Origin of the sequence: Paractinoplanes pyxinae, from assembly GCF_026626335.1 — a bacterium.
Lineage (GTDB): Bacteria > Actinomycetota > Actinomycetes > Mycobacteriales > Micromonosporaceae > Actinoplanes > Actinoplanes pyxinae.
The window spans coordinates 228615-255189 of the sequence record NZ_JAPNTZ010000012.1; the positions used below are offsets into that span (position 1 = coordinate 228615).

Sequence of the window (26575 nt, forward strand, 5' to 3'; positions counted from 1 at the left end):
CCGTCATTCGAGTCGAGCCGTCAGTCAACCGTGCCCGCCTACGCCAGTGAATCGAAGTGATGGGCACCTCGCGTATCCACCGACCTTAGCCGAGTACGAAGTGCTCGCCGCCAATCGTCCGTCGCTCCACCACTAGTGATCACGCGTACTTGCGCACGTGTTAAAGCCTCTCCTAGTGGAGCGACATCAGGGGCGGCTGCCGATGCGGAGCAGGGGGTTGGGGCGGGTGACGTCGGCGAAGAAGTCGTTGCCCTTGTCGTCGACGACGATGAAGGCGGGGAAGTCCTCGACCTCGATCTTCCACACCGCTTCCATGCCCAGTTCGGGATACTCGAGCACCTCGACGTGGCGGATGCAGTCCTGGGCCAGGCGGGCCGCCGGGCCGCCGATCGAGCCCAGGTAGAAGCCGCCGTACGTGTTGCAGGCCTGGGTGACCTGGGCCGAGCGGTTGCCCTTGGCCAGCATGACCAGGGAGCCGCCGGCGGCCTGGAAGCGTTCGACGTACGAGTCCATCCGGCCGGCCGTGGTCGGGCCGAACGAGCCCGACGCGTATCCCTCGGGCGTCTTGGCCGGGCCGGCGTAGTAGACGGCGTGGTCGCGCAGGTACTGCGGCATCGGCTCGCCCGCGTCCAGGCGTTCGGCGATCTTGGCGTGGGCGATGTCGCGGGCCACGACGAGCGGGCCGGTCAGCGAGAGGCGGGTCTTGACCGGGTACTTGGAGAGTTCCTCGCGGATCTCGGCCATCGGGCGGTTGAGGTCGACCTTGACCATCGGCTCGCTGTCGAGGTCGACCTCGGGCAGGAAGCGGGCCGGGTCGGTCTCGAGCCGTTCCAGCCACACCCCGGACGGCGTGATCTTGGCCAGGGCCTGGCGGTCGGCCGAGCACGAGACGGCGATGGCGACCGGGCAGGACGCGCCGTGCCGGGGCAGGCGGATGACGCGTACGTCGTGGCAGAAGTAGCGGCCGCCGAACTGGGCGCCGATGCCGAAGTCGCGGGTCAGCTCGAGCACCGCCGCCTCGAGTTCGACGTCGCGGAAGCCGTGCGCGGACATCGTGCCGTGCCGGGGCAGGTTGTCCAGGTATTTGGCGCTGGCCAGCTTGGCCGTCTTGAGCGCGTACTCGGCGCTGGTGCCGCCGATGACCACGGCCAGGTGGTACGGCGGGCAGGCCGACGTGCCGATGAGCCGCAGCTTCTCGTCCAGGAACTCCATCATGCGGGCCGGGTTGAGCAGCGCCTTGGTCTCTTGGTAGAGGTACGACTTGTTGGCCGAGCCGCCGCCCTTGGCCATAAAGAGGAACTTGTACGCGTCCGGCGCGCCGCCCGGGTCTTCGGCGTACAGCTCGATCTGGGCCGGCAGGTTCGATCCGGTGTTCCGCTCGTCCCACATGGTGAGCGGCGCCAGCTGCGAGTACCGCAGGTTGAGCCGGGTGTACGCCTGGTAGACGCCCTGGGCGATGGCCTGCTCGTCAGTGCCGTCGGTGAGCACGTGCCGCCCGCGCTTGCCCATCACGATGGCCGTGCCCGTGTCCTGGCACATGGGCAGCACCCCGCCGGCCGCGATGTTCGCGTTGCGCAGCAGGTCGATGGCGACGAACCGGTCGTTGGCCGACGCCTTGGGGTCGTCGATGATCGCGCGCAGCTGGGCCAGGTGGGCCGGGCGCAGGTAGTGCGCGATGTCGTGCATCGCCTCGGCGGTGAGCTGGGCGATCGCGCCCGGTTCGACGGTGAGGAACCGGCGGCCGCCGGGGCCGTGCACGACGTCGACACCCTCGTCCGTGACCAGTCGGTATTCGGTCAGGTCGTCGCCGATGGGCAACAGCGGCGAGTACGAGAATGCGGCCCCTTTGCTCATGAGCGGCAAGCCTAGACAAGCCGCCCCGGCATCGGCGAACCGCTCCGCCTGTCCGCGCATACCAGTTCGGTCAAGCAAACGGGATATAGGCCATCTCACGCCCGGACACCGCGATCAGGCCACCCGGTCCGACGGCAAAAACTTCCGCGTCCGTACGCACGTCGGCCAGCACCCGCCCCGTCCCGGGTGACACGGCCACTATGCGCTCCGGTTTGCGACTCGTGATCACCGCGGCCGACTGGGTGAGCGCGGCCGCCCCGCCCTCGCCCACCGGCCGTGACCAGTTCGTCCGGCCCCGGCTGAAGCCGTAGCCGCGCAGTGTCCGGCCGTCGGCGCTGCGGATCACGGCGTGGCTGTCGTTGACCGCGAGCACGGTCTCACCCTTCGCCCCACGCCACAGCAGCCGGCCGTCGTGGGCCGCCAGCAGTTCCTGGCGGCCGGTGGGGTCGACGCCGAGCACCACGTCCTCACCCCCGGCCGGGTCGTGTTCCTGCTTGCAATTCGAGCCGTTGTCGGCCGTACGCAGATTGAGCCCGTCGCGCCGCCAGACCACCCCCGGCGCCGGTGGGTCGGTCGCCACCACGCCGTAGTAGCAGGTGCCGTCCTGTGCCGTTCCGGTCACCGTGAGCACTCGGCCGCCGGCGATCGCGATGCGCTGGTCGGCCGTGGGCTCGGCCACCTGCACGACCCGGCCGGTGGCGGTGTCGATCACCCGGACCTTGCCGTCGTCGGGCAGCCCGATCAGGCTCGGCATCAGCCGGGGCCGGGACACGTCGTCGTCGACCCGGTCGGCCGTGAGCGGGCGGGTGTCGGGCAGGTCGGGGTTGGCCGCGTTGAGCACGAAGCCGATGCCGCCGGTGTCCACGGTCCAGAGCGGCTTGCTGCCGCGCGGGGCCCACGCCGTGAGCTGGCATTCGCCGCCCTTGGCGCAGTGCAGGTCGAGCAGCGCGTCGCGGTAGGTCCAGACGGCGGTCGCTTCGGTGTCGGCCCGCAAAACGGCGCCGCTGCGCGGGTCGAGCACCTGGTAGCCCTTGGTCAGCAGCCGGCCGGTGGCCACCACCGCGTCGTTGCCGCTGCCCGAGACGGCGGCCCAGTCGGCGTCGTTGTCCCACAGCTTGATGCCGGCGGTGATCCCGTACGCCTCGACGGAGGTGCGGTATTCGACGACGACCGCGTCGCCGACCACCGAGACGCTTTGCGGGCTGCCGCCGATGCGCTGCTGCCAGCGGGCCGCGCCGCCCGCGATCGGCTCGCTGGTGTTGACCCAGCCCCACACCTTGGGCCAGGGGTTCCACACGCCGGTGGTGGCCAGCACGATCACGATCACGACCGCGACCAGCGCGTACCCCTTCCAGGGGCTGCCACCCGACGCCATGCGCGACACGCTAGCCAGGTCAATCACCCGGACGAAGGATCTTGATTCGCCCGTGTCGATACGATTTGCCGGATATAACGGACAGGCCGCTCTCGGCGTTGTGCAAGTTGCACCGGCCGACCGGCCGTCACGCAGCCGAGAAGGGCACGCTGCGCAGTTGCGCGGACACATGTTGAAACGGCCTGTGAGCTGCGACAACCTCGGTCAATGACGCAGACGATGGCACATGAGACCCGTACGGACGACGTCTTTCCCGTCAAGGGCGTCGACCACCTCAAGTTCCTCGTGGGCAACGCCAAGCAGGCGGCCCACTACTACTCCACGGCCTTCGGCATGACCTGCGTGGCCTACCGCGGGCCCGAGCAGGGCTACCGCGACCACGCCGAATACGTTCTGACCAGCGGCGGCGCCCGGTTCGTGGTGACCGGCGCGGTGCACGCGGGGGCGCCCGGCGCCGACCACGTGACCAAGCACGGCGACGGCATCCAGGACATCGCGCTCGAGGTGCCCGACGTCGACAAGGCGTACGCGCACGCCATCGCGGCCGGCGCCCGCAGCGTCGCCGAGCCGTACGACCTCAAGGACGAGCACGGCACCGTGCGCGTGGCCTCGATCGCGACGTACGGCGACACCGTGCACTCCCTGATCGACCGCTCCGGCTACGACGGCCCCTTCCTGCCCGGCTTCGTCAGCCGCGCGCCGATCGTCGACCGGCAGCCCGCCATCGACGCCGGCCTGCAGCCCAAGCGCTTCTTCCAGGCCGTCGACCACGTGGTCGGCAACGTCGAACTGGGCCGCATGGACGAGTGGGTCGAGTTCTACCGCCGGGTCATGGGCTTCACGAACATGGCCGAATTCATCGGCGACGACATCGCGACCGACTACTCGGCGCTGATGTCCAAGGTCGTGGCCGACGGCACCCGCAAGGTCAAGTTCCCGCTCAACGAGCCGGCCGTCTCGCAGCGCAAGTCGCAGATCGACGAGTACCTCGAGTTCTACGACGGCCCGGGCGCCCAGCACATCGCGGTGGCCACCAACGACATCATCGCCAGCGTCGACGCCATGCGCGCGGCCGGCGTGCAGTTCCTGGACACCCCCGACTCCTACTACGAGGACCCCGAGCTGCGGGCCCGGATCGGCAACGTGCGGGTGCCGATCGACGAGCTGCAGAGCCGCAAGATCCTGGTCGACCGGGACGAGGACGGCTACCTGCTGCAGATCTTCACCTCGCCCGTGCAGGACCGCCCGACGGTCTTCTTCGAGCTGATCGAGCGGCACGGTTCGCTCGGCTTCGGCAAGGGCAACTTCAAGGCGCTGTTCGAGGCGATCGAGCGGGAGCAGGAACGTCGCGGCAATCTGTGACACTGGTCGCGTGAATCAACCACCTGGGTACGGGCCGCCGCCGGGCTATCCGGCGGGGCCCGGTTACCTGCCGCCCCCGCCGCCTCCGCTGAGCCCGGCCGGGGTGCCGCTGGCGGGGTTCGACCAGCGACTGCTCGCGTACATGATCGATATCGCTCTGCTGTCCGCGGTGAGCTTCGTGGTGGCGATCCCGGCGGTCTTCGTGGTGCTGGGCCGGATCACCGAGGCTCAGCAGGATCAGCCGGTGGTCGATCTGAACGACTTCGTCAGCGACTACTTCATGCCGCTCCTGCTGCTGGAGATCGGGCTGTTCGCCCTGCTGCTGGTGCTTTATTACGTGTACGTCGTGGAATTCATGCACCGCACCGGCCAGACCGTAGGGAAGAAGGCCATGAAAATCCGGGTCGTGCCGATCGACCCGTCGCGGCGGCTCACCCGGGGCATGGCGGCCAAGCGCTACCTCATCGAATACGTCGTCGGCACCATCGTTCCGTTCTTCAGCTGGGTCGACGGACTGTGGCAACTCTGGGACAAGCCGTACCAGCAGACCCTGCACGACAAGTTCGCTCAGACGGTGGTCGTTAAGGTTCTTCCATGAGTTCGCTGCCCGCCGGTTGGTACAAAGACCCCGCCGAGCCCGATACCCAGCGTTACTGGGACGGGGAGGGATGGCTGGGCAAGGCCATCCCGGCCGACGCGGTGCCACCCGACGGGCCGCCGCCGGTCGAGGAAGAGCCGGCTCCGGCGCCCGACCCCACGGCCAACCCGCATTCGAGCGCGCCGCCGGCCGTGTCGCCGGCGCCGCAGGCACCCCCGGGCCCGCCGCCCGGCTGGGGCCCGCAGCCTCCGCCGCCGCCCGGCTGGCAGCCTCCCCCGGGATGGCAGCCCCCGCCGGGGTGGCAGCCTCCGCCCGGCCAGCAGCCTCCCGCGGGTTCGCAGCCTCAGCCCGGCACGCAGCAACCTCCGCCCGGCACGCAGCAGCCTCAGCCCGGCTGGCAGCAGCCGCCGGCGGGATGGCAGCCGCCTCCGGGATGGCAGCCGCCGCCCGGCTGGCAGCAGATGCCGCCCGGCATGCGCGCCGGCATGTATCCCCCGGTCCAGGCCCGGCCGCACGGGTTCGCGCTGGCCGGGCTCGGCCCGCGGCTGGTCGCCCGCCTGCTCGACATTCTGGCCGTGCTGCTGCTCAACGTCGTGATCAACGGCTGGTTCGCGTACCAGTGGGCCCGCGAGTTCGTGCCCATGTACCGGGCCACCCTCGACGAGATGGCCAACGGCGGCAGCGCCTGGGACGTGCAGGCCTCGGGCCGCATGGACGGGCTGCTCTGGGCCATGCTGATCATCGCCACCCTGCTGTGGCTGGCCTACGAGGCTCCGGCGATCGGCAGCAGCGGCCAGACGCTGGGCAAACGCGTCATGCGCATCAAGGTCGTGGCCGTCGAGGACACCAAGCCGCTCGGCTTCGGCCGCGCGTTCGGCCGGTGGGCCCGGCTCGGCCTGTGGACGCCGGCCTGGGGCTGCGCCGGCATCGGCTTCGTGCTGCAGCTCATCGACTGCGTGTCGCCGGTCTTCGACCAGCAGCTGCGCCAGGCCTTCCACGACAAGACGGCGCGCACGGTTGTGGTCGCGCTGCCGCCCGACGACCGCCAGCCTGTCGACGCCACCACCGGCGGCGGCAACGGCTCCACCGGAACAGGGGACTGAAGATGACCCGTCTCACCCGCGCCGACCTCGACGGCCTGCCCGCCTACGTTCCCGGCCGCAGCCTGGCCGACCTGACCCGTGAGCTGGGCATCGCCGAGGCGATCAAGCTGGCCAGCAACGAGGTCCCGTACGGCCCGCTGCCCGGCGTGGTCGAGGCGGTCACCGACGCGATGCTGCACTCGCACCGCTACCCCGACATGGGCGCGACGGCGCTGCGGGACGCGCTGGCCGAGCGGTTCGGGGTGGCCGTCGAGCGCATCGTGACCGGCTGCGGCTCGGTGGCGCTGGCCGAGATCCTGGTCAAGGCGACATGCCTGCCGGGCGACGAGATCGTCTATTCGTGGCGCTCGTTCGAGGCGTACCCGATCATCTCGGCCGGTGTGGGCGCGACCAGCGTCCGGGTGCCGAACACGGACGGGCACGGGCACGACCTCGACGCGATGGCGGCCGCGATCACCGACCGGACCAGGCTCGTCATCGTCTGCAACCCCAACAACCCGACGGGTACGAGCGTCCGGAAGGCCGACCTCGACCGGTTCCTCGCTTCGGTGCCCTCCGACGTCCTCGTGGTGCTCGACGAGGCGTACCGGGAACTGGTCACCGACCCCGACGTGCCGGACGGTCTCAAAACGTACGGCGATCGGCCCAACGTCCTCGTGCTGCGCACCATGAGCAAGGCGTGGGGGCTGGCCGGCCTGCGGATGGGCTACCTGGTGGCCCAGCCCGAGGTGGCCGCGGCCATCCGCAAGGTGCTCACCCCGTTCTCGACCAGCCTGGTGGCCCAGGCGGCGGCGATCGCGGCGCTGGCCCAGGAGGCGGAGGTGCGCCGCCGGTGCGCCCTGGTGGTGGCCGAGCGTGACCGGGTCACCGAGGCGCTGCGGGCCATGGGCGCGGACGTGCCGACGAGCCAGGCCAACTTCGTCTGGCTGCCGCTGGGCGACGGCGCGGCGGCGTTCGGCCAGGTGTGCGAGGGTCGTGGGGTCATCGTGCGACCGTTCCAGGGGGACGGCGTACGCGTGACAATCGGGACCCCCGAAGAGAACGACGCCTTCCTGGCCGCGGCCGAAGTGGCCCTGAAGAGCTAACCGACCAGTTCCGCTTCCGTCCGGTGGTGGTCTTCCTCGCTCAGGCGAGCGGGGAAGGCCCGCCGGCCGATCGTCACGATCAGCACCACCGCGAGCACGGCCAGACCCGCCGTGATCAGGGGCAGCACGCCCAGGTGACCGGCCCGGACCATCCGCTCGCCGAGCAGCGCCCCGCCGCCGATCCCGATCTGGAACGCCACCACGTAGAGGGCCGAGGCCGCGTCGCGGGCCCGGGGTGCGATGCGCAGCGGCGCCGAAGCCAGCACCACCGGGATGGCCGTGAACGCGCCACCCCACAGCAGCGACACGATCACGGTCGGCACGACGCCCAGCACCGGCGCCAGCAACGCGACCGACACCGCCAGCACGCTGAGCAGGCCCACCAGCACCGTGCCGGGACGCCGGTCGACGAAGCGGCCGACCGCGAAGTTGGTCAGCAACCCCATGAACCCGTACCCCAGCAGCAGCACGCTCAGCCCGGCGCCCTCGAGCCCGGCGTCGCGGCGCACGAGCGGGGCGATGTAGGTGTAGGCCGAGAAGTGGCCGATCACCAGCACCGCCGTGATCAGGCAGAGCAGCAGCACCTGCCGGTCGCGGGCGATGCCGAAGGCCGCCCGCAGCTGGGCAGCCGGCCGCAGTTTCAAGTCGTGCTCCCGCGGCGGCAGCTTCGGCAGCACCTTCATCAGCCCGATCACGCAGATCGTGCCGCCGATGACCATCGCCGCCAGGGCGGCCCGCCAGCCGAGCCACTGGCCCAGTGCGGTGCCGAGCGGCACGCCGAGCACGATGGCCAGCGAGTTGCCCACGAAGACGAGCGCGGTTGCTCGCCCGGCCTGCCCCGGCGGCGCCAGACGGGCCGCGACCGGACCGATCACCGACCAGAAGACGCCGTGGGCCAGCGCGCAGATCAGCCGGGCCAGCACCAGCACCAGGAAGGTCGGCGCGAAGGTGGCCGCCGCCTGCGACACCACGAAGATGGCCATCGTGATCGCGAGCAGCAGGTGGCGCGGCACCCGCATGGTCAGCGCGGTCAGCGGGATCGTGCTCACCCCGGCCACGACGGCGTAGCTGGTCAGCAGCAGGCCGACGTCGGACTCGGCCACGTCGAGCCCGCGGGCGATCTCGGGCAGCAGACCCACCGGCAGGGTCTCGGCGGTCACGTAGAAGAACGAGGACGCACCGAGAATGGCCAGGGCCGGGCGGTTCAATGTCACGTCCGCAGAATAAGCTCTGAGTCAGAGTAAAAAGAAGAGGAGCGACCGACTGTGACGCGCACGACCGAGCTGCTGCGGGTCGCCCACGCCCACCCCGGCGTCACCCGGGCCGACGCCGCCCGCCACCTGGGCATCGGAACCGGCGCCACGACCGAGCTGGTCGCCCGCCTCACCCAGGCGTCGTTGCTCGCTGAGGTGCCCGCGGCTCGCAGCGGTACGCGGGGCCGTCCGACCACCGCGCTGGTCGCCCACCCGTCCGGCCCGCTGGTGCTGGCCGTCGCGATCAGCCACCGCGCCTGGCGGATCGACGTGGTCGAGCTCGGCGGTCACACCGTCGCGTCGGCCGATGCTCCGCACACCGGCCGGAGCTGGCCCGACGTTGTCGCGGGCGTGACCGCCGGCATCGCGCAACTGCGTTCCCGGTACGGCGATCGGCTGCGCGCCCTGGGCGTCTCCGCGCCCGGCCCCGTCACCGCCGAGTTCCGGCTCGACGCCACCACGTCCGGCTGGCACGACGTCGACCTGCACGACCTGTGGCCGGACGCCCCGCTGCTGACCGCCGGCAACGACGCCAGCCTGGCCGCCACCGCCGAATCGGCCCGGGGCGCCGCCGCCGGCGCCTCGGTGGCCCTGCACCTGCTCATCGAGTACGGCCTGGGCGGCGCCGTGGTCGACCAGGGCCGCCTGGTCATCGGCGCCCACGGAGCCTCCGGCGAATTCGGGCACATGCCGTTCGGTGACCCCGCCGTCCTGTGCCCGTGCGGAGCCCGCGGTTGCTGGGGCACCGCCGTCGACGGCACGGCACTGGCTCGCCACCTGGGTCAGCCGCCCCAGCCCGACCCCGTCGCGTACGCGAAAGGGGTCATCGCCTCACCCGCCCCGGCCGAACGAGCCGCTGTGGCGATGGCCGCCGCCGCCCTCGGCCGGGGAATCGCCGGTCTGGTCAACGGCCTGGACGCCGACCTGGTCACCCTGGGCAGCATCGCGGCCGACCTGCTGGCCGCGGCCCCCGCCGAACTCGAGTCGGCCTATCACTCGGGCCTGATGGCCATCCGCCGCGACTCCCCGCCCCCGCTCGTGCCGGCCGCCCTCGGCCCCGACGGCCCGATCGCCGGTGCTGCCGAAGCCGCCTGGTTCCACCTGCTCGATCACCTCGGATAGCGATCATGTCGATACATCTTCCGCTGAATACAGGGTCGGCTGTACTTTGAGCCGATGGAGACGGTGACCCACGGCCACGTCCTGGCCCGCTTCGGCCACGCCCTGTCCGACCCGACCCGGGCCCGGCTGCTGCTGGCTCTGCGCGAAGCCCCCGGCTATCCGGCCGAGCTGGCCGACCTGCTCGGCGTCACCCGGCAGAACCTGTCGAACCACCTGGCCTGCCTCCGCGGCTGCGGCCTGGTCGTGGCGGTTCCGGAAGGCCGGCGTACGCGCTACGAGCTGGCCGACAGCCGCATCCGCCACGCCCTGACCGACCTGCTCGGCCTGGTGCTGGCCGTCGACCCGGCCGCCTGCCCCGACGCCGCCGACCAGGACTGCTGCTGATGAGCCTTCCCCTGCTGCCCATCGCGCCCGCCGGACGCCAGGCCCTTCTCGCCCGGCGCATCCGGCTGCTGGTCGCGGCCACGATCGCCTACAACGTCGTCGAGGCCGTCGTCGCGATCACGGCCGGAACCATCGCCTCGTCGACCGCGCTGATCGGCTTCGGCCTGGACTCGGTCATCGAGGTCTCCTCGGCCGCCGCGGTCGCCTGGCAGTTCGCCGGTCGCGACCCCGAAGCCCGGGAGAAGACCGCGCTGCGCATCATCGCCGTGTCGTTCTTCGCCCTGGCCGCCTACGTCAGCGTCGAATCGGTCCGCGCCCTGATCAGCGGCGCCGACGCCGAACACTCCACCGTCGGCCTCGTGCTGGCCGCGCTGTCGCTGGCGATCATGCCCGGCCTGTCCTACGCCCAGCGCCGCGCCGGCCGCGAGCTCGGCTCAAGGACGGCCGTCGCCGACTCCAAGCAGACCCTGCTCTGCACCTACCTGTCCGCGGTCCTGCTCGTCGGCCTGGCACTCAACAGCCTGTTCGGCTGGAGCTGGGCCGACCCGATCGCCGCGCTGGTCATCGCCGCGGTAGCCGTCAAAGAGGGCCGAGAAGCCTGGCGCGGCGACACCTGCTGCACGCCGCCCCTCGCCGCCGCTACCACCGGCGGCTGCAAAGACGGCTGCTGCGACTAGGCCTTCCTGCGATCTCGTTGGCCCGCAGCCCCGGCGGGATCGGCAGGACAGGCCCTGGTCTTCCGTGCAAGGGTCGTGATTCTCCCGACGCCAACAGGAGGTGGCTGCACCGCGATGAGCACACCGACCCCACCGATCCGCATCGCCCCGATGCTCGACGACCACGCCGACCAGGTGCTGGCGATCTACCAGCTCGGCATCGCCACCGGCAACGCCACCTTCGAGACCGAACCACCCGACTGGCCCCGATTCACCGCGACCCGGCTGCCCCGGCACCGCTTCGCAGCCCTCGACACCGACGGCGCGGTGCTCGGCTGGGTCGCCTGCAGCCCCGTCTCAGACCGATGCGTCTACGCCGGCGTAGTCGAGCACTCGGTCTACGTCCACCCCGACGCCCACGGCCGCGGCATCGGCCGAGCCCTGCTCGACGCGCTGATCACTTCCACCGAGGCCGCCGGAGTCTGGACTATCCAATCCGGAATCTTCCCCGAGAACACCGCCAGCCTCGCCCTGCACACCGCCTGCGGCTTCCGCATCATCGGCACCCGCGAACGAGTAGGCCGCCACCACAACACCTGGCGCGACGTCATCCTCCTCGAACGACGCAGCCCCACCGTCACCTGACGACCCCACAGCGAATACGCCCGGAGGCCGCCAGAGCTGCCACCGCTGAGCAAGCGAGTGCGTCAGGATGGCCAAAATGTGACTGATCATCATCATTCCATTACGGATAGTCAGCCAATAGCGTCGTTTCATGGCTCGACGTCGGTCATCTGGAGTTGCCGAGCGCGCGACCGTCGGATTTGTGCTGGTCGCTCTGACCGCTCTTTTCTGGTTCTCTGACGAACGCCGCTTGGCGCTTTTCGTCGCCCTCGGCCTGCTCGTTCCGTACCTTGCCGTGATCGCCCCGTTCCGATGCGGTGGCTACACGCGAGACCGCCGGGCATGCCGCTTCGTTGGCTATGGATGGCTTATCGGGTGCCACCATCATCGATTCGATCGTCTGGCAAGAATCTTCGGCAGGAACCGCGACCGTGCGGCGGCTCGTAGCCAACCTCCGCATCGATCAACCCGAGCGGCAGCCTCCGCTGGAATACCTCACCGGCGGGCCGCGGGGGAGCCCAGTCGACCTCGGGGCTTCGACGTGGTAACCCTGTTGATCAGCCTGAGCAGCATGATCGCCGGATGGCTGGCCCTGTGGATAGGCCCTTAAGGCAGGGTTTTCAAAACAACATCCGCCAAGCTTGCCGTCCACATCGTCATGAAGGCATCCCGGACACGTCCGGCAGTTGGCGGAACTCGGCTGATGAGGCTTAAGCACGAGCTAGCCGAATGCTCGTCGGGCGGGCCAACCCCGAAATGGTGGTGCGTCGGATAGACCGCTGTGCGCAAGATCTGCCGGTGGACCTTGACGACGAATTGATCGAGCTGCGCCGGCAGATTCACCGCCACCCCGAACTGGCTGGGGAGGAACGGCAGACGGCCGGGCTGGTCGCCGAGCAGATGCGTGCGGCCGGGCTCGAGGTGACGACCGGTGTCGGCGGGCATGGGGTTCTCGCGGTGCTCGACGGTTCGGCGGACGGGCCGACGGTGGTCTATCGAGCCGACATGGACGCCGTCGACGCCGAGCGGAACGTGCTGTTCATTCCGCGGTCCGACCGGGTCTTCGATGACGGCTTCGCCTCTCGCGTGCCCGGTGTCGCGCACCTGTGCGGGCATGACCTGCACACCGCGATCGGCGTTGGCGTGGCCAAGACTCTGGCCCGCAGCTCCGGGCCGGTCCCCGGCCGGGTGGTGTTCGTCTTCCAGCCGGCCGAGGAACCCTTGAAAGGCGCCCGGGCGATGCTCGACACCGGGTTGGTGCAGAAACTCAGGCCGCGCGAGAGTTATGCGCTGCACTGCGCCCCGTTTCCGAGCGGCACCATTGTGGTGTCTCCGGGTCATGGCCTGCCCGGGCTGGACGAAATCCGGATCGTGCTGCCGGCTGGGGACGCCGCGGCCGTCGCTGCCGAGGTGGCGGAACTCGGGACCGTCGAGTTCCCGCGGAGCGTCGCCGACTATCACGCGCGCTTCCACTCTGTGCTGGAGCAGCATGTTCCCGAATCTGTGAGCGTCGGCCAGTGGACCGAGCGCACCTCCGACGGGCAGCCGGTCGTCACCATCATGCTGCGGGTCTGGCCGCAGGAGCGGTTGCCGGAGCTACGCGTACGGATCGAACGCATCGCGGCGCGGGCCGGTGGGCACGTCGAGTTCGCCGGTGAGCCGTTTCCGGCCCTGGTGAACTCGGCCGAGCTGAGCACGGCGGCCGGCCAATACCTGAGCGCGACCACGGGGCCGGAGTCCGTCCTGTGGGCCCGGGCGTCCTGGCCCTACAACTGCGAGGACTTCGCGCTCTTCCTGAAGGAGGCGCCGGGCGCTCAGTTCTACCTCGGCGTCGCGGATGCGGAGTCGGGGATGAACGGCGCGCCGCACACCCGCGACTTCGCCGCCGACGAGCGGGCGATCGGGTACGGCGTACGCGCCATGGCCGGCCTGCTGACGCACCGGCTGACGGCTCAGGGGACCAGCACCAGCTTGCCGGGTGTGTGACCGGTGAGGCCGGCCCGGTGGGCTTCGGCGGCCTGGTCCAGACCGAAGGTGCCGGCGACGATGACGCGCAGGTGACCGGCGCCGGCCTTCGCCGCGAGATCGTGCCGGGCGGCTGCTCGGAACTCGGCGCCGGCATCCTCGCCGGGGCCGTAGCCGAGCACCTTGATGCCCTCCTTGGCCCGTCGGGGACCGCCGTTGATCGACGCGATCCGGTCGCGGTCGGTCACCAGCGCGAGCGACGTGTCCAGGGCTTCCTCGGTGCCGATGAGGTCGAGCGCGGCCGTGACGCCACCGGGGGCTGCGGCCCGGACGCGGTCGAGCAGACCCGGCCCGTACGCGACAGGGGTGGCACCCAGGTCGCGCAGCACGTCAAAGTTGCGCTCGGAGGCCGTGGCGACCACCGTCGCGCCTCGGGCGGTTGCCAGTTGGACGGCCATCAGACCGACCCCGCCGCTGCCGTTGTGGATCAGGACGGTGTCGCCCTCGTGCACCCCGGCCGCGTGCAGAGCGTGCGCGGCGGTCAGTCCCGTCAGCATCAGGGCGCCGGCTTCGGCCCAGCTGATCGACGACGGCTTCGGGATCAACGAGCTCTTCGGGGCGACGACGTAGTCGGCGTAGGCCGCGGTCACTGGGTAAACGATCACCTCGTCGCCGGTTGTGGTGTCGATTCCGGCGCATTCCAGGCCGAGCTGCGGCAGGGCGGCCGCGTCGACCCCGGCTGCGTCGGTGTGCTCGTCGTCGATGTCGTGGAACGCGCCGCTGTAGAGCTTCCAGTCGATCGGGTTGACGCCGGCCGCCTTGACCCGGATCAGGGCCTCGCCGGTGGCGGGCTCGGGGAGGGGAACTTCGGCGACGGTGAGGACTTCAGGACCGCCGTACGCGGTGGGTCGAACGATTCGCATGCTCATGAACTCAGTGAACGGCGTCCTTGGCATGACGTCCACTGCAAAGATGGCAAGGCAGGATTGCGTTCAGCGCAAATGAGGAGCGACGGTGGCCGACGATCTCGATCTGAACCTGTTGCGGGTCTTCGACGCCTTGCTCGAGACCGGCAGTGTCTCGGCCGCGGCCGGGCGGCTGCACCTGTCCGTGCCCGCGACCAGCCGGGCGCTGAGCCGGCTGCGACGGGCGATGAACGACCCAATCATGGTGCGAGCGGGACGCGGGCTCGTCCCCACGCCGTTCGCGCACCAGTCGAGGGCGCAGGTCCGGGCCCTGCTGGACGCGGCAACGGCACTGCGGGCCGCTCCGGCCGACAACCCGGCCACGTGGCGGCGTACGTTCTCGATTCGCATCAACGACGGCCTGGCCCCGGTCCTGAGTTCCCGGCTGACCGCCCGCATAGCCGCCGAAGCGCCGGGCGTCACCGTCCGCTTCGTCGCCCAGCAGTCCAAGGACCCTGAGCCGCTGCGGGACGGGACGCTCGACCTGGACATCGGCGTCGCCGACCCGCCGCCGCCCGACGTGCGCTCGCGCACGCTGTTCAGCGATCACGTCGTCGCCCTGGTCGCGGCCGACTCCGACCTCGGCCGGGCAAGTGAGCTCACCCTCGACGACCTCGTGCGCTACCCGCACGTCTCGGCCTCACGCCGGGGACTCACCCGCGGCCCGATCGACGACGAGCTGGACCGGCACGGGCTCACCCGGCGCGTCACCGCCGTCGTTCCCAACTATGCGGTGGCCGCCCTGCTGGCCCTCGAGCCGGACATCATCAGCCTGGCGCCCCGGGTCCTCGCCGAGCACCTGACCCGGCGCGGCATGCCGCTGCGCTGGCACGAGTTCCCGTTGCCCCTGCCCGAGGTCGACGTCAACCTGCGATGGCATCAGCGGCTCGACGAGGATGTGCCGTCCCGGTGGTTGCGCGCGGTGGTCGCTCAGGCCGCGCAGTAGCCCGCGACCGGGCTCAGCCACTCTTTGAACTGGCCCTCGATCGTCGAGTTGAGCACCTTGAGGGTGCTCGCCTTCTTGATGTACGCCTTGTTGACCGCGCTCGCGTCGACCTTCGCAGCCGAGGTCAGCCCGGCCGCCTTGAACTCGGGGTTCTGCGCGGCCGCGGTCTCTTTGCGGATCTTCGCGGCCACCTGCTTGAGCTCGGTCACCGCCGTGGTCTCGGCCTTCTTGGCCTCGGCGGTCTGCTTGGCCTCGCGGTAGGTGATCAGCTTGCCCATCGCGGCGCCGAAGTCGCGCAGCTCGACGGAGTAGAGGCTCTGCAGCTTGCCGCAGACCGTGCGGGTGTTGGCCGTGTAGTCCGGCGGGGGCGGGCTGCTCGGAGCGGTGCTCGCGGGGGTGGCCTCGGGGGCCGCCTCGGTGCTCTTAGCGTCGCTGTCGCAGGCGGCGCCGGTCAGCAGGACGCTGCCGGCCAGCACGGCCAGGAGGGCGCGTCGCATGAGGTGATCCTGTTCGGTCGGGGACGGGAAAACGCTCCGCCGACGGTACGTTCCTCCTCGCCCCGTCGTCCAACCGACGGTGATCAGCGGGATACAACAGCCCGCCCGCCCCCGGTCACGGGCGGGCTGCGAGTCCCCCGTATCCCCGGGTGACCGCCGCACCGAGCTGGGGCGATGTGAGTACATCCTCGGTGCGACGGCGCCTGTGCCCAGGTTCGCCCATCGCGCTGTCGTTTCGCTATCGTCCCGCTCTCAACACCTCGGCTAGGCTCTATGCCTCACCGAGGGCTGTGGGGGACGGCATGCGGTATCGCATCCTCGGGCCACTGTCCGTCACCGTCGACGGGCAGGACGTCGCCATCACGGCCGGCCGTGATCGTGTCGTGCTGGCCATGCTGCTGCTCCACCCGGGTCGCGTACTGGGCGTCGGCGTTCTCGCCGAGGCCGTGTGGGGCGCCGACCCGCCGGCCACCGCCCGCGGCCAGCTGCAGACCTGTGTGTCCCGTTTGCGGCGATCGCTGCCGGTCGACGCGATCCGCAGCGACCCGGCCGGCTACAGCCTCGCCCCGGGCCCCGGCGAGCTCGACGCGGCCGAATTCACCCGGATGGCGGCCGAGGCGCGGGCCCAGAACGACCCGGTTCTGTTCCGGCGGGCTCTTGACCTGTGGCGCGGGGACGCCGCCGCCGGGATCGACGCTCACGGCGTACGACTGATCGCCTCGGTTCTCGACCAGGAGCACGTGGCCGCGGTCGAGGACTGGGCCGAACTCGAACTGGCCGCCGGCCGCGCGCGTGACCTGGTCGGTGAGCTGGCCGCCGTGATCGACCGGTTCCCGCTCCGCGAGCGGCTGAGCGGTCAGTTCATGCGGGCGCTGTACCGGTCCGGGCGGCAGGCCGAGGCGCTGGCCGAATACCGGCGGGCCCGGACCGCGCTGCGCGACGAGCTGGGCCTCGACCCCGGGCGCGAACTGCAGGAACTGCATACGGCGATGCTGACCGGCGGCCTTCGGGCCGCGTCGCCGGCGCCCGCGGCGGTCCGCTGCCTTCCCCGTACGGTCGGCGACTTCACCGGCCGCGTCGAAGCCGTCCGCCGCCTGGTCACCGCGATCGACGCCGCGGGCACGGGCGGCCCGGTCGTCGCGGTGATCGACGGGATGGCCGGCAGCGGCAAGACCACACTGGCCCTGCACGTGGCCGCGCTGCTCGGCGACCGGTACCCCGGCGCTCACCTGTTCGTCGACCTGCACGGGCACGACACCGAGCAGCCGCTCGAACCCGCGGCGGCCCTGCTCGTGCTGTTGCGGCAGCTCGGCGTGGAGTCCGAGCGCATCCCGCCCGGCCTGGTCGACCGGATCGGCCTGTGGCGCACCGAACTGGCCAAGCGCCGGGCGCTCGTGCTGTTCGACAACGCCGCCTCGAGCGCCCAGCTGGCCGACCTGCTGCCGACCGCGCCGGGCAGCCTCGCGCTGGTCACCGGGCGGCGGCGGCTGATCGGGCTGGACGGCGTGCACCCGGAGTCGCTGTCCGTGCTGACCCCGGACGAGGCGGTGACGCTGCTGGCCCGGATAGCCGGGGCCCGGGTGTGGGCCGAACCCGAGGCGGGGGCCGAGGTGGTGCGGCGGTGCGGCTGCCTGCCGCTGGCCATCCGGATCGCGGGTTCCCGGCTGGCCCATCGTCCACGCTGGCGGGTGGCCGATCTCGTCCGGCGGCTGGGTGAATCGGCGCTGCCCGAGCTCGCGGCTGAGGACCGGTCGGTCGCGAGTGCCTTCGCCCTCTCGTACGAGCAATTGCCGGAACCGGCCCGGCGGGTGTTCCGTCTGCTCGGGGTCAACCCGGCCAGCGAGTTCGACGCGATCACGGCGGCCGCGCTGACCGGGCTGCCGCTGCCCGAGGCCCAGGATCAGCTGGACGACCTGGTCGACGTGCATCTGGTCGACGAGCCCGAGCCCGGGGTCTACCGGCTGCACGACCTGCTTCGCGAGTACGCGGCCGCGCTCGCCGCCGAACTGCCGGCCGCCGCCCGCACCGAAGCGCTCCGCGGGCTGCTCGACCAGCAGCTCAACGCGGCCGCGGCGACCAACCTGCCGTCCTACCGCCGGTTCGTCGAACGCGACGTCGGCCTGCTCGTTCCGCTGCGGCCCGATCTGCTCGACGCGGTGACCGACCCGCTGGCCCGGCTCGAACAGGAGCGGCCGCGCCTCGCCGACTATGTGGACGCCGCGGCGGCCGTGCCGGAGTTGCTCGAGTTCACCTGGAAGCTGCCGCGGGCCGCCTGGCGCCAGCTGTTCATGCGGAACTACCTGGACGACGTGTACCGCCTGAACACGCGGGCCCTGGAGGTGCTGGAACGTACGGGCGACCGGGCCGCCATCGCCACCGTGCTCAACTATCTGGCCTCGGTGCACTACCGGCACTCCGAGATGGAGGAGTCGGCGCGGCTGCTGGAGAGGTGCATCGCGCTGCGCCGTGAGCTGGGCGACGAGCTCGGTCTGACCACGGCGAAGACCAACCTCGCCGTACTGCTGTCCGATTCGGGACGGTGGCAGGAGAGCATCGATCTCGTTCTCGAAGTGCGGCGGGCACTGGCCGGGGACGTCGGCCCCGATGTGCTCAACGCCCTGGCCAACAACTACCAGCGGCTCGGCCACTACCGGGAGGCGCTGCGTCACCACCGGCTGCGCCTGCTGGCCCAGCTGGAGGTCCGTGACCCGACCAAGATCGGCGACACCCTGCTCAACATCGCCGTCATCAAGCACCGGACCGGCATGGTGAGCGTGGCCGTCGCCCGCCGGCAGGTACGGGTGGCGCTGCGCCTGCTGCAGCGGGCGCTGAACCCGCACGGCGAGGCCGAGGGGCATCACGAGCTGGCGTTGCTGCTGGCCGCCGAGGGCCGGACGGCCGAGGCGATCGCCGAGCACCGGCGGGCCATCGAGATCGCCCAGCAGGTGCGCAACCGCGAACAAGAGTCGAGAACCCGTTGCGGTTACGGCAGCACCCTGCTGCTGGCCGGCGACGTCGCGGGGGCCCGGGCCGCGTTCGAGCACGCGCTCCGGGTCGCTCACGAGTCGCGCATGCCGCACCCGATCGCGGTGGCCCAGGCCCGATTGGGTGACAGCCTGATCGACGACTCCCCGGCCGAGGCGCGGCGGCTGCTCGAGCTGGCCGCGGCCGCTCTGGCCGCCCTCGACGCGCCGGAACTGCGTGACGTCGAGAAGTCGCTGGCCGCCCTGGGCGCCTCGAGGGCCGGGCCGGGTGCCGAGGATCATCTGCGATCGAGCGCGGTCGGAGGGACGATGGAACGGTGACGACTGACGAGAGCGGTTACCGGATCGAGAAAGACACGATGGGCGAGGTCCGGGTGCCGGCCGACGCCCTCTGGCGGGCCCAGACCCAGCGGGCGGTCGAGAACTTCCCCATCTCGGGCCGCGGCCTCGAACCCGCCCACATCAAGGCGCTGGCCCAGATCAAGGGCGCGGCCGCCCAGGTCAACGCGGCGCTCGGCGTGCTCGACGACGACCTGGCCCAGTCCATCGCCAAGGCCGCCGCGCACGTGGCCGACGGCGGCTACGACGACCAGTTCCCGATCGACGTCTTCCAGACCGGCTCGGGCACCTCGTCCAACATGAACGCCAACGAGGTGATCGCCACCCTGGCCGCCCGCGAGCTGGGCCGGCCGGTGCACCCCAACGACCACGTCAACGCGTCGCAGTCCAGCAACGACGTCTTCCCGTCGTCGATCCACCTGGCCGCCACCGAGGCCGTCACCAGCGAACTGATCCCGGCCCTGGAACACCTCGGGTCGGCGCTGCTGGTCAAGTCCGAGCAGTGGGCCGAGGTGGTCAAGAGCGGCCGCACCCACCTGATGGACGCCACCCCGGTCACGCTGGGGCAGGAATTCTCCGGGTACGCGCGACAGGTCGCCAACGGCATCGAGCGGCTCACCGCGACCCTGCCCCGGCTGGGCGAACTGCCGCTGGGCGGAACCGCGGTCGGCACCGGCGTGAACACCCCGCCCGGCTTCGCCCCGGCCGTGATCGAACGGCTGCGCCAGAGCACCGGCCTGCCGGTCACCGAGGCCCGCGACCACTTCGAGGCCCAGGGCGCCCGTGACGCCCTGGTCGAGGCGTCGGGCCAGCTCAAGGTGATCGCCGTCGGGCTCTACAAGATCGTGAACGACATCCGCTGGATGGGCTCCGGCCCCCGGGCCGGCCTGCGCGAGCTGCGCCTGCCCGACCTGCAGCCGGGCTCGTCGATCATGCCCGGCAAGGTGAACCCGGTCGTGCCCGAGGCGGTGCGGCAGGTGTGCGCCCAGGTGATCGGCAACGACGCCACGGTCTCGTTCGCCGGGTCGCAGGGCGACTTCGAGCTCAACGTGATGCTGCCGGTGATGGCGCGCAACCTGCTCGAGTCGATCCGGCTGCTGGCCAACGCGGCCCGGCTGCTGGCCGACAAGTGCATCGCGGGCCTCGAACCGAACGTCGAGGTCGCCCTCGCGTACGCGGAAGGTTCGCCCTCGATCGTCACCCCGCTCAACCGGTACCTGGGCTACGACGAGGCCGCCGCCATCGCCAAGGCCGCCCTCGCGTCGAACCGGACGATCCGCGAAGTAGTGGTCGAACGCGGGCATCTGGAGAGCGGGAAGCTGACCGAGCAGCAGCTCGACGAGGCCCTGGACGTCCTGCGGATGACGCGTCCTTAGTGATTTCCCACTGCCGGTAGTCTTGTACGGTGAGTTTGCGCTTGTATGACACCGCGACCCGATCGGTCCGGGACTTCGTCCCGATGACGCCCGGCCAGGTCGGTATCTACCTGTGTGGGCTCACCGTGCAGTCCACGCCGCACATCGGTCACCTGCGCTCGGCGGTGAACTACGACGTGCTGCGGCGCTGGCTGCTGCACACCAACTACGAGGTCACCTTCGTCCGCAACGTCACCGACGTGGACGACAAGATCCTCGAGAAGTCGAACTCGTCGGGCCGGCCGTTCTGGGCCATCGCGTACGAGAACCGGCTGGCGCTGGACGCCGACTACCGGGCTCTCAACGTGCTGCCACCCACCTACGAGCCGCTGGCGACCGGGCACATCCCCGAGATGCACGAGCTGATCGCCGAGCTGATCCGCACCGATCATGCGTACGCGGCCGCCGGGGGCACCGGCGATGTGTACTTCGACGTGCAGTCGTACCCGCAATACGGCGCCCTCTCGGGCCAGAACCCCGACGACATGCGCCCGCCGAGCGACGGCGGCGAACCCGACAAGCGCGACTACCGCGACTTCGCCCTGTGGAAGGGCGTCAAGGCCGACGAGCCGGCCGACGCGTCGTGGCCGTCGCCGTGGGGCCCGGGCCGTCCCGGCTGGCACATCGAGTGCTCCGCGATGGCCCGCCGCTACCTGGGCGACGAGTTCGACATCCACGGCGGCGGGCTCGACCTGACGTTCCCCCACCACGAGAACGAGATCGCCCAGTCGCGCTCGGCCGGTCTGCCGTTCGCCCGCCACTGGGTGCACCACGCGCTGCTCAACCTGGGCGAGGCCAAGATGAGCAAGTCGCTGGGCAACGTCATCGACCTTCCTTCCGTACGGGCCCAGGGCCTACGCCCCGTCGAGCTGCGCTATTACCTGGGCACCCCGCACTACCGTTCGCGCATCGACTACTCGGACGAGTCGCTGCGTGAGGCTGCGGTGGCGTACCGGCGGATCGAGGGCTTCGTGCAGCGGGCGCAAGAGATCGTGGGCCCCGGCCGCCCCAAGGACGTGCCGCCCGCGTTCGCCGCGGCCATGAACGACGACCTCAACACGTCGGCCGCGCTCGCGGTCGTGCACGACTGCATCCGCGAGGGCAACACCGCGCTGGCCGCCGGCGACGAGGCGGGCATCCGCGGGGCGCTCACCGCCGTCCGCGCGATGCTGGGCGTGCTCGGCCTCGACCCGCTCGACGAGGCGTGGACCGGCAACGCACCCCAGAACGACCTCAAGCCGGTGGTCGACTCGCTGGTCAAGCTCGCGCTCGAGCAGCGCACGCAGGCGCGGGCACGCAAAGACTGGGCGGCCGCCGACTCGGTCCGCGACCAGCTCAAGAACGCGGGAATTCAGGTGGAGGACACTCCGGCCGGGCCGCGCTGGACGGTAGGAGAGCACTGATGCCAGGAAATTCGCAGAACTTCAGCAAGCGCACCACGTCGAAGAAAGGCGCCTCGGTCGGCTCGGGCGGCAAGAACCGCTCGGGCCTCAAGGGCCGGGGCAAGACCCTTCCGGCGGACGAGCGTCCGTGGCACAAGGGTTACTCGGGCACCGAGAAGCTGCCCGACAAGACCGCCCGTAAGCAGGAGAAAGAGCGTCGCGCGGCGGCCGCCGAGGGCCGTGCGCCCAAGGTCGGCGTCCCCGGCAGCAAAGACACCACCTGGGGCCGCGGCGGCGGCCGGGCCTACGGCAAACAGGCCGCCCAGCGCGGCGGCGGCAAGTTCCCCGGCCGCGGCGGTCCCCGGGTCGCCCCCGGCCGGCGCTCCAACCCGACCAAGGAAGGCCCCGAGCTGTTGCTCGGCCGCAACCCGGTGGTCGAGGCGCTGCGCGCCGCGGTCCCGGCCACGGCGCTGTACGTGGCCCAGGGCATCGACATCGACGACCGCATCAACGAGATCGTCCGCACCGCCGGCGACCGCGGCATCCCGATCCTCGAGATCGGCCGCAACGAACTCGACCGGATGACCGGCGGCGTCCTCCACCAGGGCATCGGCCTGCAGGTCCCGCCCTTCGCCTACGAAGACTTCGACGACCTGGTGGCGGCGGCCCTGGAACAGACCGCCCCGCTGCTGGTCGCTCTGGACGGCGTGACCGACCCCCGCAACGTCGGCGCGGTCATCCGCTCGGTGGCGGCCTTCGGCGGCCACGGCGTCTTCATGACCGAACGCCGAGCCGCCGGCATCACGGCGACCGCCTGGCGCACCAGCGCCGGCGCCGCGGCCCGCGTGCCGGTCTCCCAGGTCGTCAACCTGACCCGGGCCATCAAGACGGCCCAGCAGGCCGGCTTTACAGCCATCGGCCTCGACGCCGACGGCGACACCGACCTCTACAACCTCGAGGCCGCGGTCGGCCCCCTGCTGGTCGTGGTCGGCTCCGAGGGCCGGGGCCTCTCCCGCCTGGTCGGCGAAACCTGCGACCTGCGCGTAAGCATCCCCATGGCCTCCGACGTGGAGTCCCTGAACGCCAGCGTCGCCGCCGCCGTCACCTTGGCCGAGGTAGCCCGCCGCCGCACCCACGGCGAGTAACGCAGCGTCCTGACCAGGAGCCACCCGCCCGGGACCACAGGGCGGGTGGCTCTTCAGTTTCGCCGATCATCGACGGTCCAGCCGAGCCTCCGTCGCAACCACCGCCGACGCTTTCGGCCCAGCGGCCGGCGCCCAGGACGCCACCGCAGCAGCGGGTGCCGGAAGCAACACCAGCACGACGACCGTCGAATACAACTTGATCTTCATGCCAAGATCAACGATTGTTTCCGGCGGAAGGCATCCCGTGAGCGCACCCTCAACGTCGCGGCCGTCCGCTGCCGGCTCGCCCGGAAACGGTCGCCTCGCCTTCGGCGTGCTCTTCCTCGTTCTCGCGTTCTTCCACCAGACGGCCGGCTACGTCACTCATCCGGTTTCCCGGCTGCTGGATCTTCTTCTGTTCGGCCTCGGCGGAGTGATGCTGATCCGGTGGTGGCACCTGCGCCGCAAGCGATTCCGCGCCGATCCGAACAGCGATCTGCCTGGACCGGGCGCCTTCGTGCTGACAACCGGTCTGCTCGGACTGGTGTGCGCCTTCGGTGCCATCGACACCCTGCTCAGCCGGTCCGGGCCGGCCGGCCTGTCCAGCGATCATGTGCAGGCGGTTCTGGGTCTGGGCACGGCCGGGGCGGTGCTCTTGTTCATCGCGCAGGCCCGGTTCGGCCGGGAGGCTCGTCTTCGCGCAGCTGGAGGAACGAGCGCAGCTTCCCCTGCCGCGGCGCCGCAAGAGTCACCTGTTCCCGCGTCCTTCCCGGCACCAGATCCCGATGTCAACGCCGACCAGGCGGAGCGGCTGGAGGAGGACGAAACTTCGGATGTGCTGCTGAATGGCCCCCGCACAGCTTGGGCGTACCGCAAATACCAGGCCCGGCGTGACGCGCAGGGGGTCACTGTTGCCGATGCGCGACTCCTGTTGGCCGCGCTGGAGCCCGGGGACCATGCCGAACTGATCCTTGACGCGGTGTCGGCCGAACTCACCGACATCAGGCTGGCGGCCGCCTGGCGGCGAAGCGACGCCGAGCCGGTCGTCGCCATGCGGACCCTCCGGCGGTGGGTTCTCGTCAGCCGGCGGACCGGGATGGTGATCACCGTTGATGGCGAGGTGGATCCGGGCGTGTCCTGCATGTCCGACTACGGCATAAATCGCCACGATATCGGCTGGGCCGCCACCCTGGAGACGGCGGACGGAGACTTCTTCACGATGAAGGTCTTCCTCGGTGGGCGAGGCACTGTCGAAGAGGCGATCATCGAGGATGGCGCGGGCGGTTACATCCGACGGCTGCCCCCGGCCGACGGCGTCCCGCCGATGCCCGACGCCGCCTCGATTCTCGCTGATAGTTCGCAGCCGATTGCTCCGCTTCAGCCCACTGCCCGACAGACAATGCTGCCGGTCGACTGGCGCACCGCGGAAGAACTGGCCCGCGCCCACATGCGATTTCTGGGCTTCGACGACGCCGAACTCACCTCGAGCGGCCGCGACGGCGGGCTCGATGTCGTCGCCCAAGGTGCGGTGGCCCAGGTCAAGATGCTCGCGCTGCCGGTCGGAGCCCCGCCGATACAGCAGCTACGCGGCGCCCGGCCGCTGACTGAGCAGCACTTGTTCTACTCGACCTCGGGTTACACCGCTGCGGCGATTACAGCCGCCGATGAGATCGGCGTTGCCCTATTCAAGATCGAGGCGGAGAGTTCGGTCCAAGAGGTGAATGCGGGGGCGGTCACCCTGGTCGAGGCCAGCGCACGGCCGGCGGAGGAGCTGCCAGTGACGACCCAGGAGGGCTTGACGCGCCATGTGACCCGCCTATGCGGAGGCTGTCGCAGCCCGAATCATCAGCGCGGCGGGCAACGTCGACCACGAGCGGGCCCACGACGCCGAGCGCTACCCCGGCCAGTGGAGACGCATGCGCGGCTATCTGAGTCAGGCGCTGACCGACCTGGAAAACCGCCCCGCCAATTTCCCCTCATTACGAGCCGCGACGGTCTACTACCACCACACCGAGCTGCTGGCCCACGCCTTCTTCCAGGAATTGAACATCCGCTACCCCGAGGGCGGCGCCCCCACCTCTGACGACCTGGCCACGTATTACACCTGACAAGAAGAGTTCAGGTCCCCCGCAGGTAGGGCCCGAAGGGCCTTCCAGCCCAGCCACCGACGAGGGCGGGCACCGTAACGTGGGGTCTGGGGCTCGGGCCCCAGGCGAGTACCAGAGCCCCCGGTCGGGATCGAACCGACGACCTCCCGTTTACAAGACGGGTGCTCTGGCCATCTGAGCTACAGGGGCAGTGCGTGCCAGCATAACGGCTGGGAACTTGCTGGCTGTCTTGGCATGTCGTGTAAAAAGCTTTACGTTTACAGGGCTGTTCCTCCACTCGGATCGTCCGGCACGTTCCTGCCGGTGGAAAGGAAGTCTGTTTCAGCATGGCTACCGTTACGTATGACAAGGCGTCCCGGATCTACCCGGGCTCCGAGCGCCCCGCGGTCAACGAGTTGAACCTCGAGATCGGCGACGGAGAATTCCTCGTTCTGGTCGGCCCCTCCGGTTGTGGCAAGTCCACCAGCCTGCGCATGCTCGCCGGGCTGGAGGATGTCGACCGTGGGCGCATCCTGATCGAGGGCAAGGACGTCACGAACCTCCCGCCGAAGTCCCGTGACATCGCGATGGTCTTCCAGAACTACGCTCTGTACCCGCACATGTCGGTGTATGAGAACATGGCGTTCGCCCTGAAGCTGCGGAAGACCTCGAAGGCCGAGATCGACCGCCGGGTCAAGGAAGCCGCCGCGCTGCTGCAGCTCGACGAGTACCTCTCCCGCAAGCCGAAGGCGCTCTCCGGTGGCCAGCGCCAGCGTGTCGCCATGGGCCGCGCGATCGTGCGTGAGCCGCAGGTGTTCCTCATGGACGAGCCGCTGTCGAACCTCGACGCTAAGCTCCGTGTCCAGACCCGTTCGCAGATCGCGTCGCTGCAGGCGAAGCTCGGCGTCACCACCGTGTACGTCACGCACGACCAGGTCGAGGCCATGACCATGGGTCACCGCGTGGCCGTCATGCTCGACGGTGTCCTGCAGCAGGTGGACACCCCGCGCGCCCTGTACGACACCCCCGGCAACGTTTTCGTGGCCGGCTTCATGGGCTCCCCGGCCATGAACATCAAGACTGTTCCGCTGACCGAGTCGGGCGGCCGGTTCGGCGCCTTCAGCATTCCGCTGACCCGCGAGCAGGTCGCGGCCGCGCAGAGCGGTGGCGGCAAGGTCACCATCGGCTTCCGCCCGGAGGCGGCCGAGCTGACCACCGAGTCGGCGGGCGCCCTGCCGATCGTCGTCGACCTGGTCGAAGACCTCGGTTCGGACGCGAACGTCTACGGTCACGCCGACCTGGACGGCACGCAGGAGCGGTTCGTGGTTCGTACGGACCGCAAGAACATGCCGAACATGGGCGAGACGGTCTACATCCAGCCGCAGACCTCGGGCATCCACGTCTTCAACGCGGAGTCCGGTATTCGCATCTGAACGACCCAGCATTGACGAACCG

Annotated in this window: 22 protein-coding genes and 1 tRNA gene; 16 read left to right on the top strand and 7 right to left on the bottom strand. The window is 70.5% G+C overall.

Translation table 11 applies throughout. The features are described from left to right. Positions 1-186: 186 nt before the first annotated feature. Both OWR29_RS32015 and OWR29_RS32020 read right to left on the bottom strand, forming a co-directional pair. A complete protein-coding gene (locus OWR29_RS32015; protein WP_267567104.1) occupies positions 187-1854 on the bottom strand; it encodes a fumarate hydratase in 1668 nt (555 codons plus the stop codon). Between the two features lie 70 nt (positions 1855-1924). After that, positions 1925-3229: a PQQ-binding-like beta-propeller repeat protein gene (locus tag OWR29_RS32020; protein ID WP_267567105.1), complete on the bottom strand. Its 1305-nt coding sequence runs from the start codon at positions 3227-3229 to the stop codon at positions 1925-1927. 207 nt (positions 3230-3436) lie between these two features. On the opposite strand from OWR29_RS32020, the gene hppD reads away from it, so the two are divergent. From hppD to hisC, 4 genes are read left to right on the top strand one after another with little or no spacing between them, the layout of a single operon-like run. Beyond that, entirely contained in the window at positions 3437-4591 is a 1155-nt protein-coding gene (hppD, locus tag OWR29_RS32025) for a 4-hydroxyphenylpyruvate dioxygenase (protein WP_267567106.1), read from the top strand. A 10-nt stretch (positions 4592-4601) separates the two neighbouring features. After that, positions 4602-5189, top strand: a complete 588-nt coding sequence (locus OWR29_RS32030; protein ID WP_267567107.1) for an RDD family protein — start codon at positions 4602-4604, stop codon at positions 5187-5189. Then, on the top strand, positions 5186-6292 hold the full coding sequence (locus OWR29_RS32035) for an RDD family protein (RefSeq protein WP_267567108.1): 1107 nt from the start codon (positions 5186-5188) through the stop codon (positions 6290-6292). The genes OWR29_RS32030 and OWR29_RS32035 overlap by 4 nt, the downstream gene beginning before the upstream one ends. Positions 6293-6294: 2 nt before the next feature. Next, the gene (hisC, locus tag OWR29_RS32040) at positions 6295-7377 is read left to right on the top strand and encodes a histidinol-phosphate transaminase (RefSeq protein WP_267567109.1); all 1083 of its coding nucleotides are present in this window, start codon (positions 6295-6297) and stop codon (positions 7375-7377) included. On the opposite strand, the gene OWR29_RS32045 is transcribed toward hisC, so the two are convergent. Continuing rightward, on the bottom strand, positions 7374-8591 hold the full coding sequence (locus tag OWR29_RS32045; protein WP_267567110.1) for an MFS transporter: 1218 nt from the start codon (positions 8589-8591) through the stop codon (positions 7374-7376). The genes hisC and OWR29_RS32045 overlap by 4 nt on opposite strands. Before the next feature lie 51 nt (positions 8592-8642). Here OWR29_RS32045 and OWR29_RS32050 point away from each other — a divergent pair, with 51 nt between their 5' ends. The 4 genes from OWR29_RS32050 (at position 8643) to OWR29_RS32065 (ending at position 11437) form a co-directional block, all read left to right on the top strand. Next, positions 8643-9752, top strand: a complete 1110-nt coding sequence (locus OWR29_RS32050; RefSeq protein ID WP_267567111.1) for an ROK family protein — start codon at positions 8643-8645, stop codon at positions 9750-9752. A gap of 54 nt (positions 9753-9806) precedes the next feature. Beyond that, positions 9807-10136 carry an ArsR/SmtB family transcription factor gene (locus OWR29_RS32055; protein ID WP_267567112.1) on the top strand — a complete coding sequence of 110 codons (330 nt, stop codon included), beginning with the start codon at positions 9807-9809 and terminating at the stop codon, positions 10134-10136. Further along, on the top strand, positions 10136-10813 hold the full coding sequence (locus tag OWR29_RS32060; RefSeq protein ID WP_267567113.1) for a cation efflux transmembrane domain-containing protein: 678 nt from the start codon (positions 10136-10138) through the stop codon (positions 10811-10813). The genes OWR29_RS32055 and OWR29_RS32060 overlap by 1 nt, the downstream gene beginning before the upstream one ends. 114 nt (positions 10814-10927) lie before the next feature. Then, a complete protein-coding gene (locus OWR29_RS32065; protein ID WP_267567114.1) occupies positions 10928-11437 on the top strand; it encodes a GNAT family N-acetyltransferase in 510 nt (169 codons plus the stop codon). A 145-nt stretch (positions 11438-11582) separates the two neighbouring features. Here the strand turns inward: OWR29_RS32065 and OWR29_RS32070 are convergent, their stop codons facing one another. Then, complete coding sequence (locus tag OWR29_RS32070) at positions 11583-11804, bottom strand: hypothetical protein (RefSeq protein WP_267567115.1); 222 nt, start codon at positions 11802-11804, stop codon at positions 11583-11585. A 410-nt stretch (positions 11805-12214) separates the two neighbouring features. On the opposite strand from OWR29_RS32070, the gene OWR29_RS32075 reads away from it, so the two are divergent. Then, positions 12215-13402, top strand: a complete 1188-nt coding sequence (locus tag OWR29_RS32075) for a M20 metallopeptidase family protein (protein WP_267567116.1) — start codon at positions 12215-12217, stop codon at positions 13400-13402. Here the strand turns inward: OWR29_RS32075 and OWR29_RS32080 are convergent. After that, positions 13369-14310, bottom strand: a complete 942-nt coding sequence (locus OWR29_RS32080; RefSeq protein WP_267567117.1) for an NADP-dependent oxidoreductase — start codon at positions 14308-14310, stop codon at positions 13369-13371. The two genes, OWR29_RS32075 and OWR29_RS32080, sit on opposite strands and share 34 nt — an antisense overlap. 85 nt (positions 14311-14395) lie before the next feature. Here OWR29_RS32080 and OWR29_RS32085 point away from each other — a divergent pair, with 85 nt between their 5' ends. After that, positions 14396-15292, top strand: a complete 897-nt coding sequence (locus OWR29_RS32085; RefSeq protein ID WP_267567118.1) for a LysR family transcriptional regulator — start codon at positions 14396-14398, stop codon at positions 15290-15292. On the opposite strand, the gene OWR29_RS32090 is transcribed toward OWR29_RS32085, so the two are convergent. Next, positions 15277-15789 (bottom strand): hypothetical protein, encoded by a 513-nt coding sequence (locus OWR29_RS32090; protein ID WP_267567119.1) that lies wholly within the window; start codon positions 15787-15789, stop codon positions 15277-15279. The genes OWR29_RS32085 and OWR29_RS32090 overlap by 16 nt on opposite strands. Before the next feature lie 302 nt (positions 15790-16091). Between OWR29_RS32090 and OWR29_RS32095 the strand changes: the two genes are divergently transcribed. The 5 genes from OWR29_RS32095 to OWR29_RS32115 all read left to right on the top strand — a co-directional run bounded on the left by OWR29_RS32095 (position 16092) and on the right by OWR29_RS32115 (position 25116). After that, positions 16092-19094, top strand: coding sequence for an AfsR/SARP family transcriptional regulator (locus OWR29_RS32095; RefSeq protein ID WP_267567120.1), 3003 nt, complete (start codon positions 16092-16094; stop codon positions 19092-19094). 38 nt (positions 19095-19132) lie between these two features. Continuing rightward, positions 19133-20488, top strand: coding sequence for a class II fumarate hydratase (locus OWR29_RS32100; RefSeq protein WP_438872688.1), 1356 nt, complete (start codon positions 19133-19135; stop codon positions 20486-20488). 29 nt (positions 20489-20517) lie between these two features. Then, the gene (gene cysS, locus OWR29_RS32105) at positions 20518-21930 is read left to right on the top strand and encodes a cysteine--tRNA ligase (protein ID WP_267567122.1); all 1413 of its coding nucleotides are present in this window, start codon (positions 20518-20520) and stop codon (positions 21928-21930) included. Continuing rightward, entirely contained in the window at positions 21930-23054 is a 1125-nt protein-coding gene (gene rlmB, locus OWR29_RS32110) for a 23S rRNA (guanosine(2251)-2'-O)-methyltransferase RlmB (protein WP_267567123.1), read from the top strand. Before cysS ends, rlmB begins: the two co-directional genes overlap by 1 nt. 205 nt (positions 23055-23259) lie before the next feature. Continuing rightward, positions 23260-25116 (top strand): restriction endonuclease, encoded by a 1857-nt coding sequence (locus OWR29_RS32115; protein ID WP_267567203.1) that lies wholly within the window; start codon positions 23260-23262, stop codon positions 25114-25116. Positions 25117-25256: 140 nt separating this feature from the next. Here the strand turns inward: OWR29_RS32115 and OWR29_RS32120 are convergent. After that, a tRNA-Thr gene (locus OWR29_RS32120) sits at positions 25257-25330 on the bottom strand. A 137-nt stretch (positions 25331-25467) separates the two neighbouring features. On the opposite strand from OWR29_RS32120, the gene OWR29_RS32125 reads away from it, so the two are divergent. Further along, a complete protein-coding gene (locus tag OWR29_RS32125) occupies positions 25468-26553 on the top strand; it encodes an ABC transporter ATP-binding protein (RefSeq protein WP_267567124.1) in 1086 nt (361 codons plus the stop codon). Positions 26554-26575: the final 22 nt, after the last annotated feature.

What these genes read in the sequence shown, in the direction of transcription:
- OWR29_RS32015 (WP_267567104.1), bottom strand. Translation starts at nt 1,854, where the DNA reads ATGAGCAAAGGGGCCGCATTCTCGTACTCGCCGCTGTTGCCCATCGGC.
- OWR29_RS32020 (WP_267567105.1), bottom strand. Translation starts at nt 3,229, where the DNA reads ATGGCGTCGGGTGGCAGCCCCTGGAAGGGGTACGCGCTGGTCGCGGTC.
- hppD (WP_267567106.1), top strand. Translation starts at nt 3,437, where the DNA reads ATGACGCAGACGATGGCACATGAGACCCGTACGGACGACGTCTTTCCC.
- OWR29_RS32035 (WP_267567108.1), top strand. Translation starts at nt 5,186, where the DNA reads ATGAGTTCGCTGCCCGCCGGTTGGTACAAAGACCCCGCCGAGCCCGAT.
- hisC (WP_267567109.1), top strand. Translation starts at nt 6,295, where the DNA reads ATGACCCGTCTCACCCGCGCCGACCTCGACGGCCTGCCCGCCTACGTT.
- OWR29_RS32055 (WP_267567112.1), top strand. Translation starts at nt 9,807, where the DNA reads ATGGAGACGGTGACCCACGGCCACGTCCTGGCCCGCTTCGGCCACGCC.
- OWR29_RS32060 (WP_267567113.1), top strand. Translation starts at nt 10,136, where the DNA reads ATGAGCCTTCCCCTGCTGCCCATCGCGCCCGCCGGACGCCAGGCCCTT.
- OWR29_RS32065 (WP_267567114.1), top strand. Translation starts at nt 10,928, where the DNA reads ATGAGCACACCGACCCCACCGATCCGCATCGCCCCGATGCTCGACGAC.
- OWR29_RS32070 (WP_267567115.1), bottom strand. Translation starts at nt 11,804, where the DNA reads ATGATGGTGGCACCCGATAAGCCATCCATAGCCAACGAAGCGGCATGC.
- OWR29_RS32080 (WP_267567117.1), bottom strand. Translation starts at nt 14,310, where the DNA reads ATGAGCATGCGAATCGTTCGACCCACCGCGTACGGCGGTCCTGAAGTC.
- OWR29_RS32090 (WP_267567119.1), bottom strand. Translation starts at nt 15,789, where the DNA reads ATGCGACGCGCCCTCCTGGCCGTGCTGGCCGGCAGCGTCCTGCTGACC.
- OWR29_RS32095 (WP_267567120.1), top strand. Translation starts at nt 16,092, where the DNA reads ATGCGGTATCGCATCCTCGGGCCACTGTCCGTCACCGTCGACGGGCAG.
- OWR29_RS32100 (WP_438872688.1), top strand. Translation starts at nt 19,133, where the DNA reads ATGGGCGAGGTCCGGGTGCCGGCCGACGCCCTCTGGCGGGCCCAGACC.
- rlmB (WP_267567123.1), top strand. Translation starts at nt 21,930, where the DNA reads ATGCCAGGAAATTCGCAGAACTTCAGCAAGCGCACCACGTCGAAGAAA.
- OWR29_RS32115 (WP_267567203.1), top strand. Translation starts at nt 23,260, where the DNA reads ATGCCAAGATCAACGATTGTTTCCGGCGGAAGGCATCCCGTGAGCGCA.
- OWR29_RS32125 (WP_267567124.1), top strand. Translation starts at nt 25,468, where the DNA reads ATGGCTACCGTTACGTATGACAAGGCGTCCCGGATCTACCCGGGCTCC.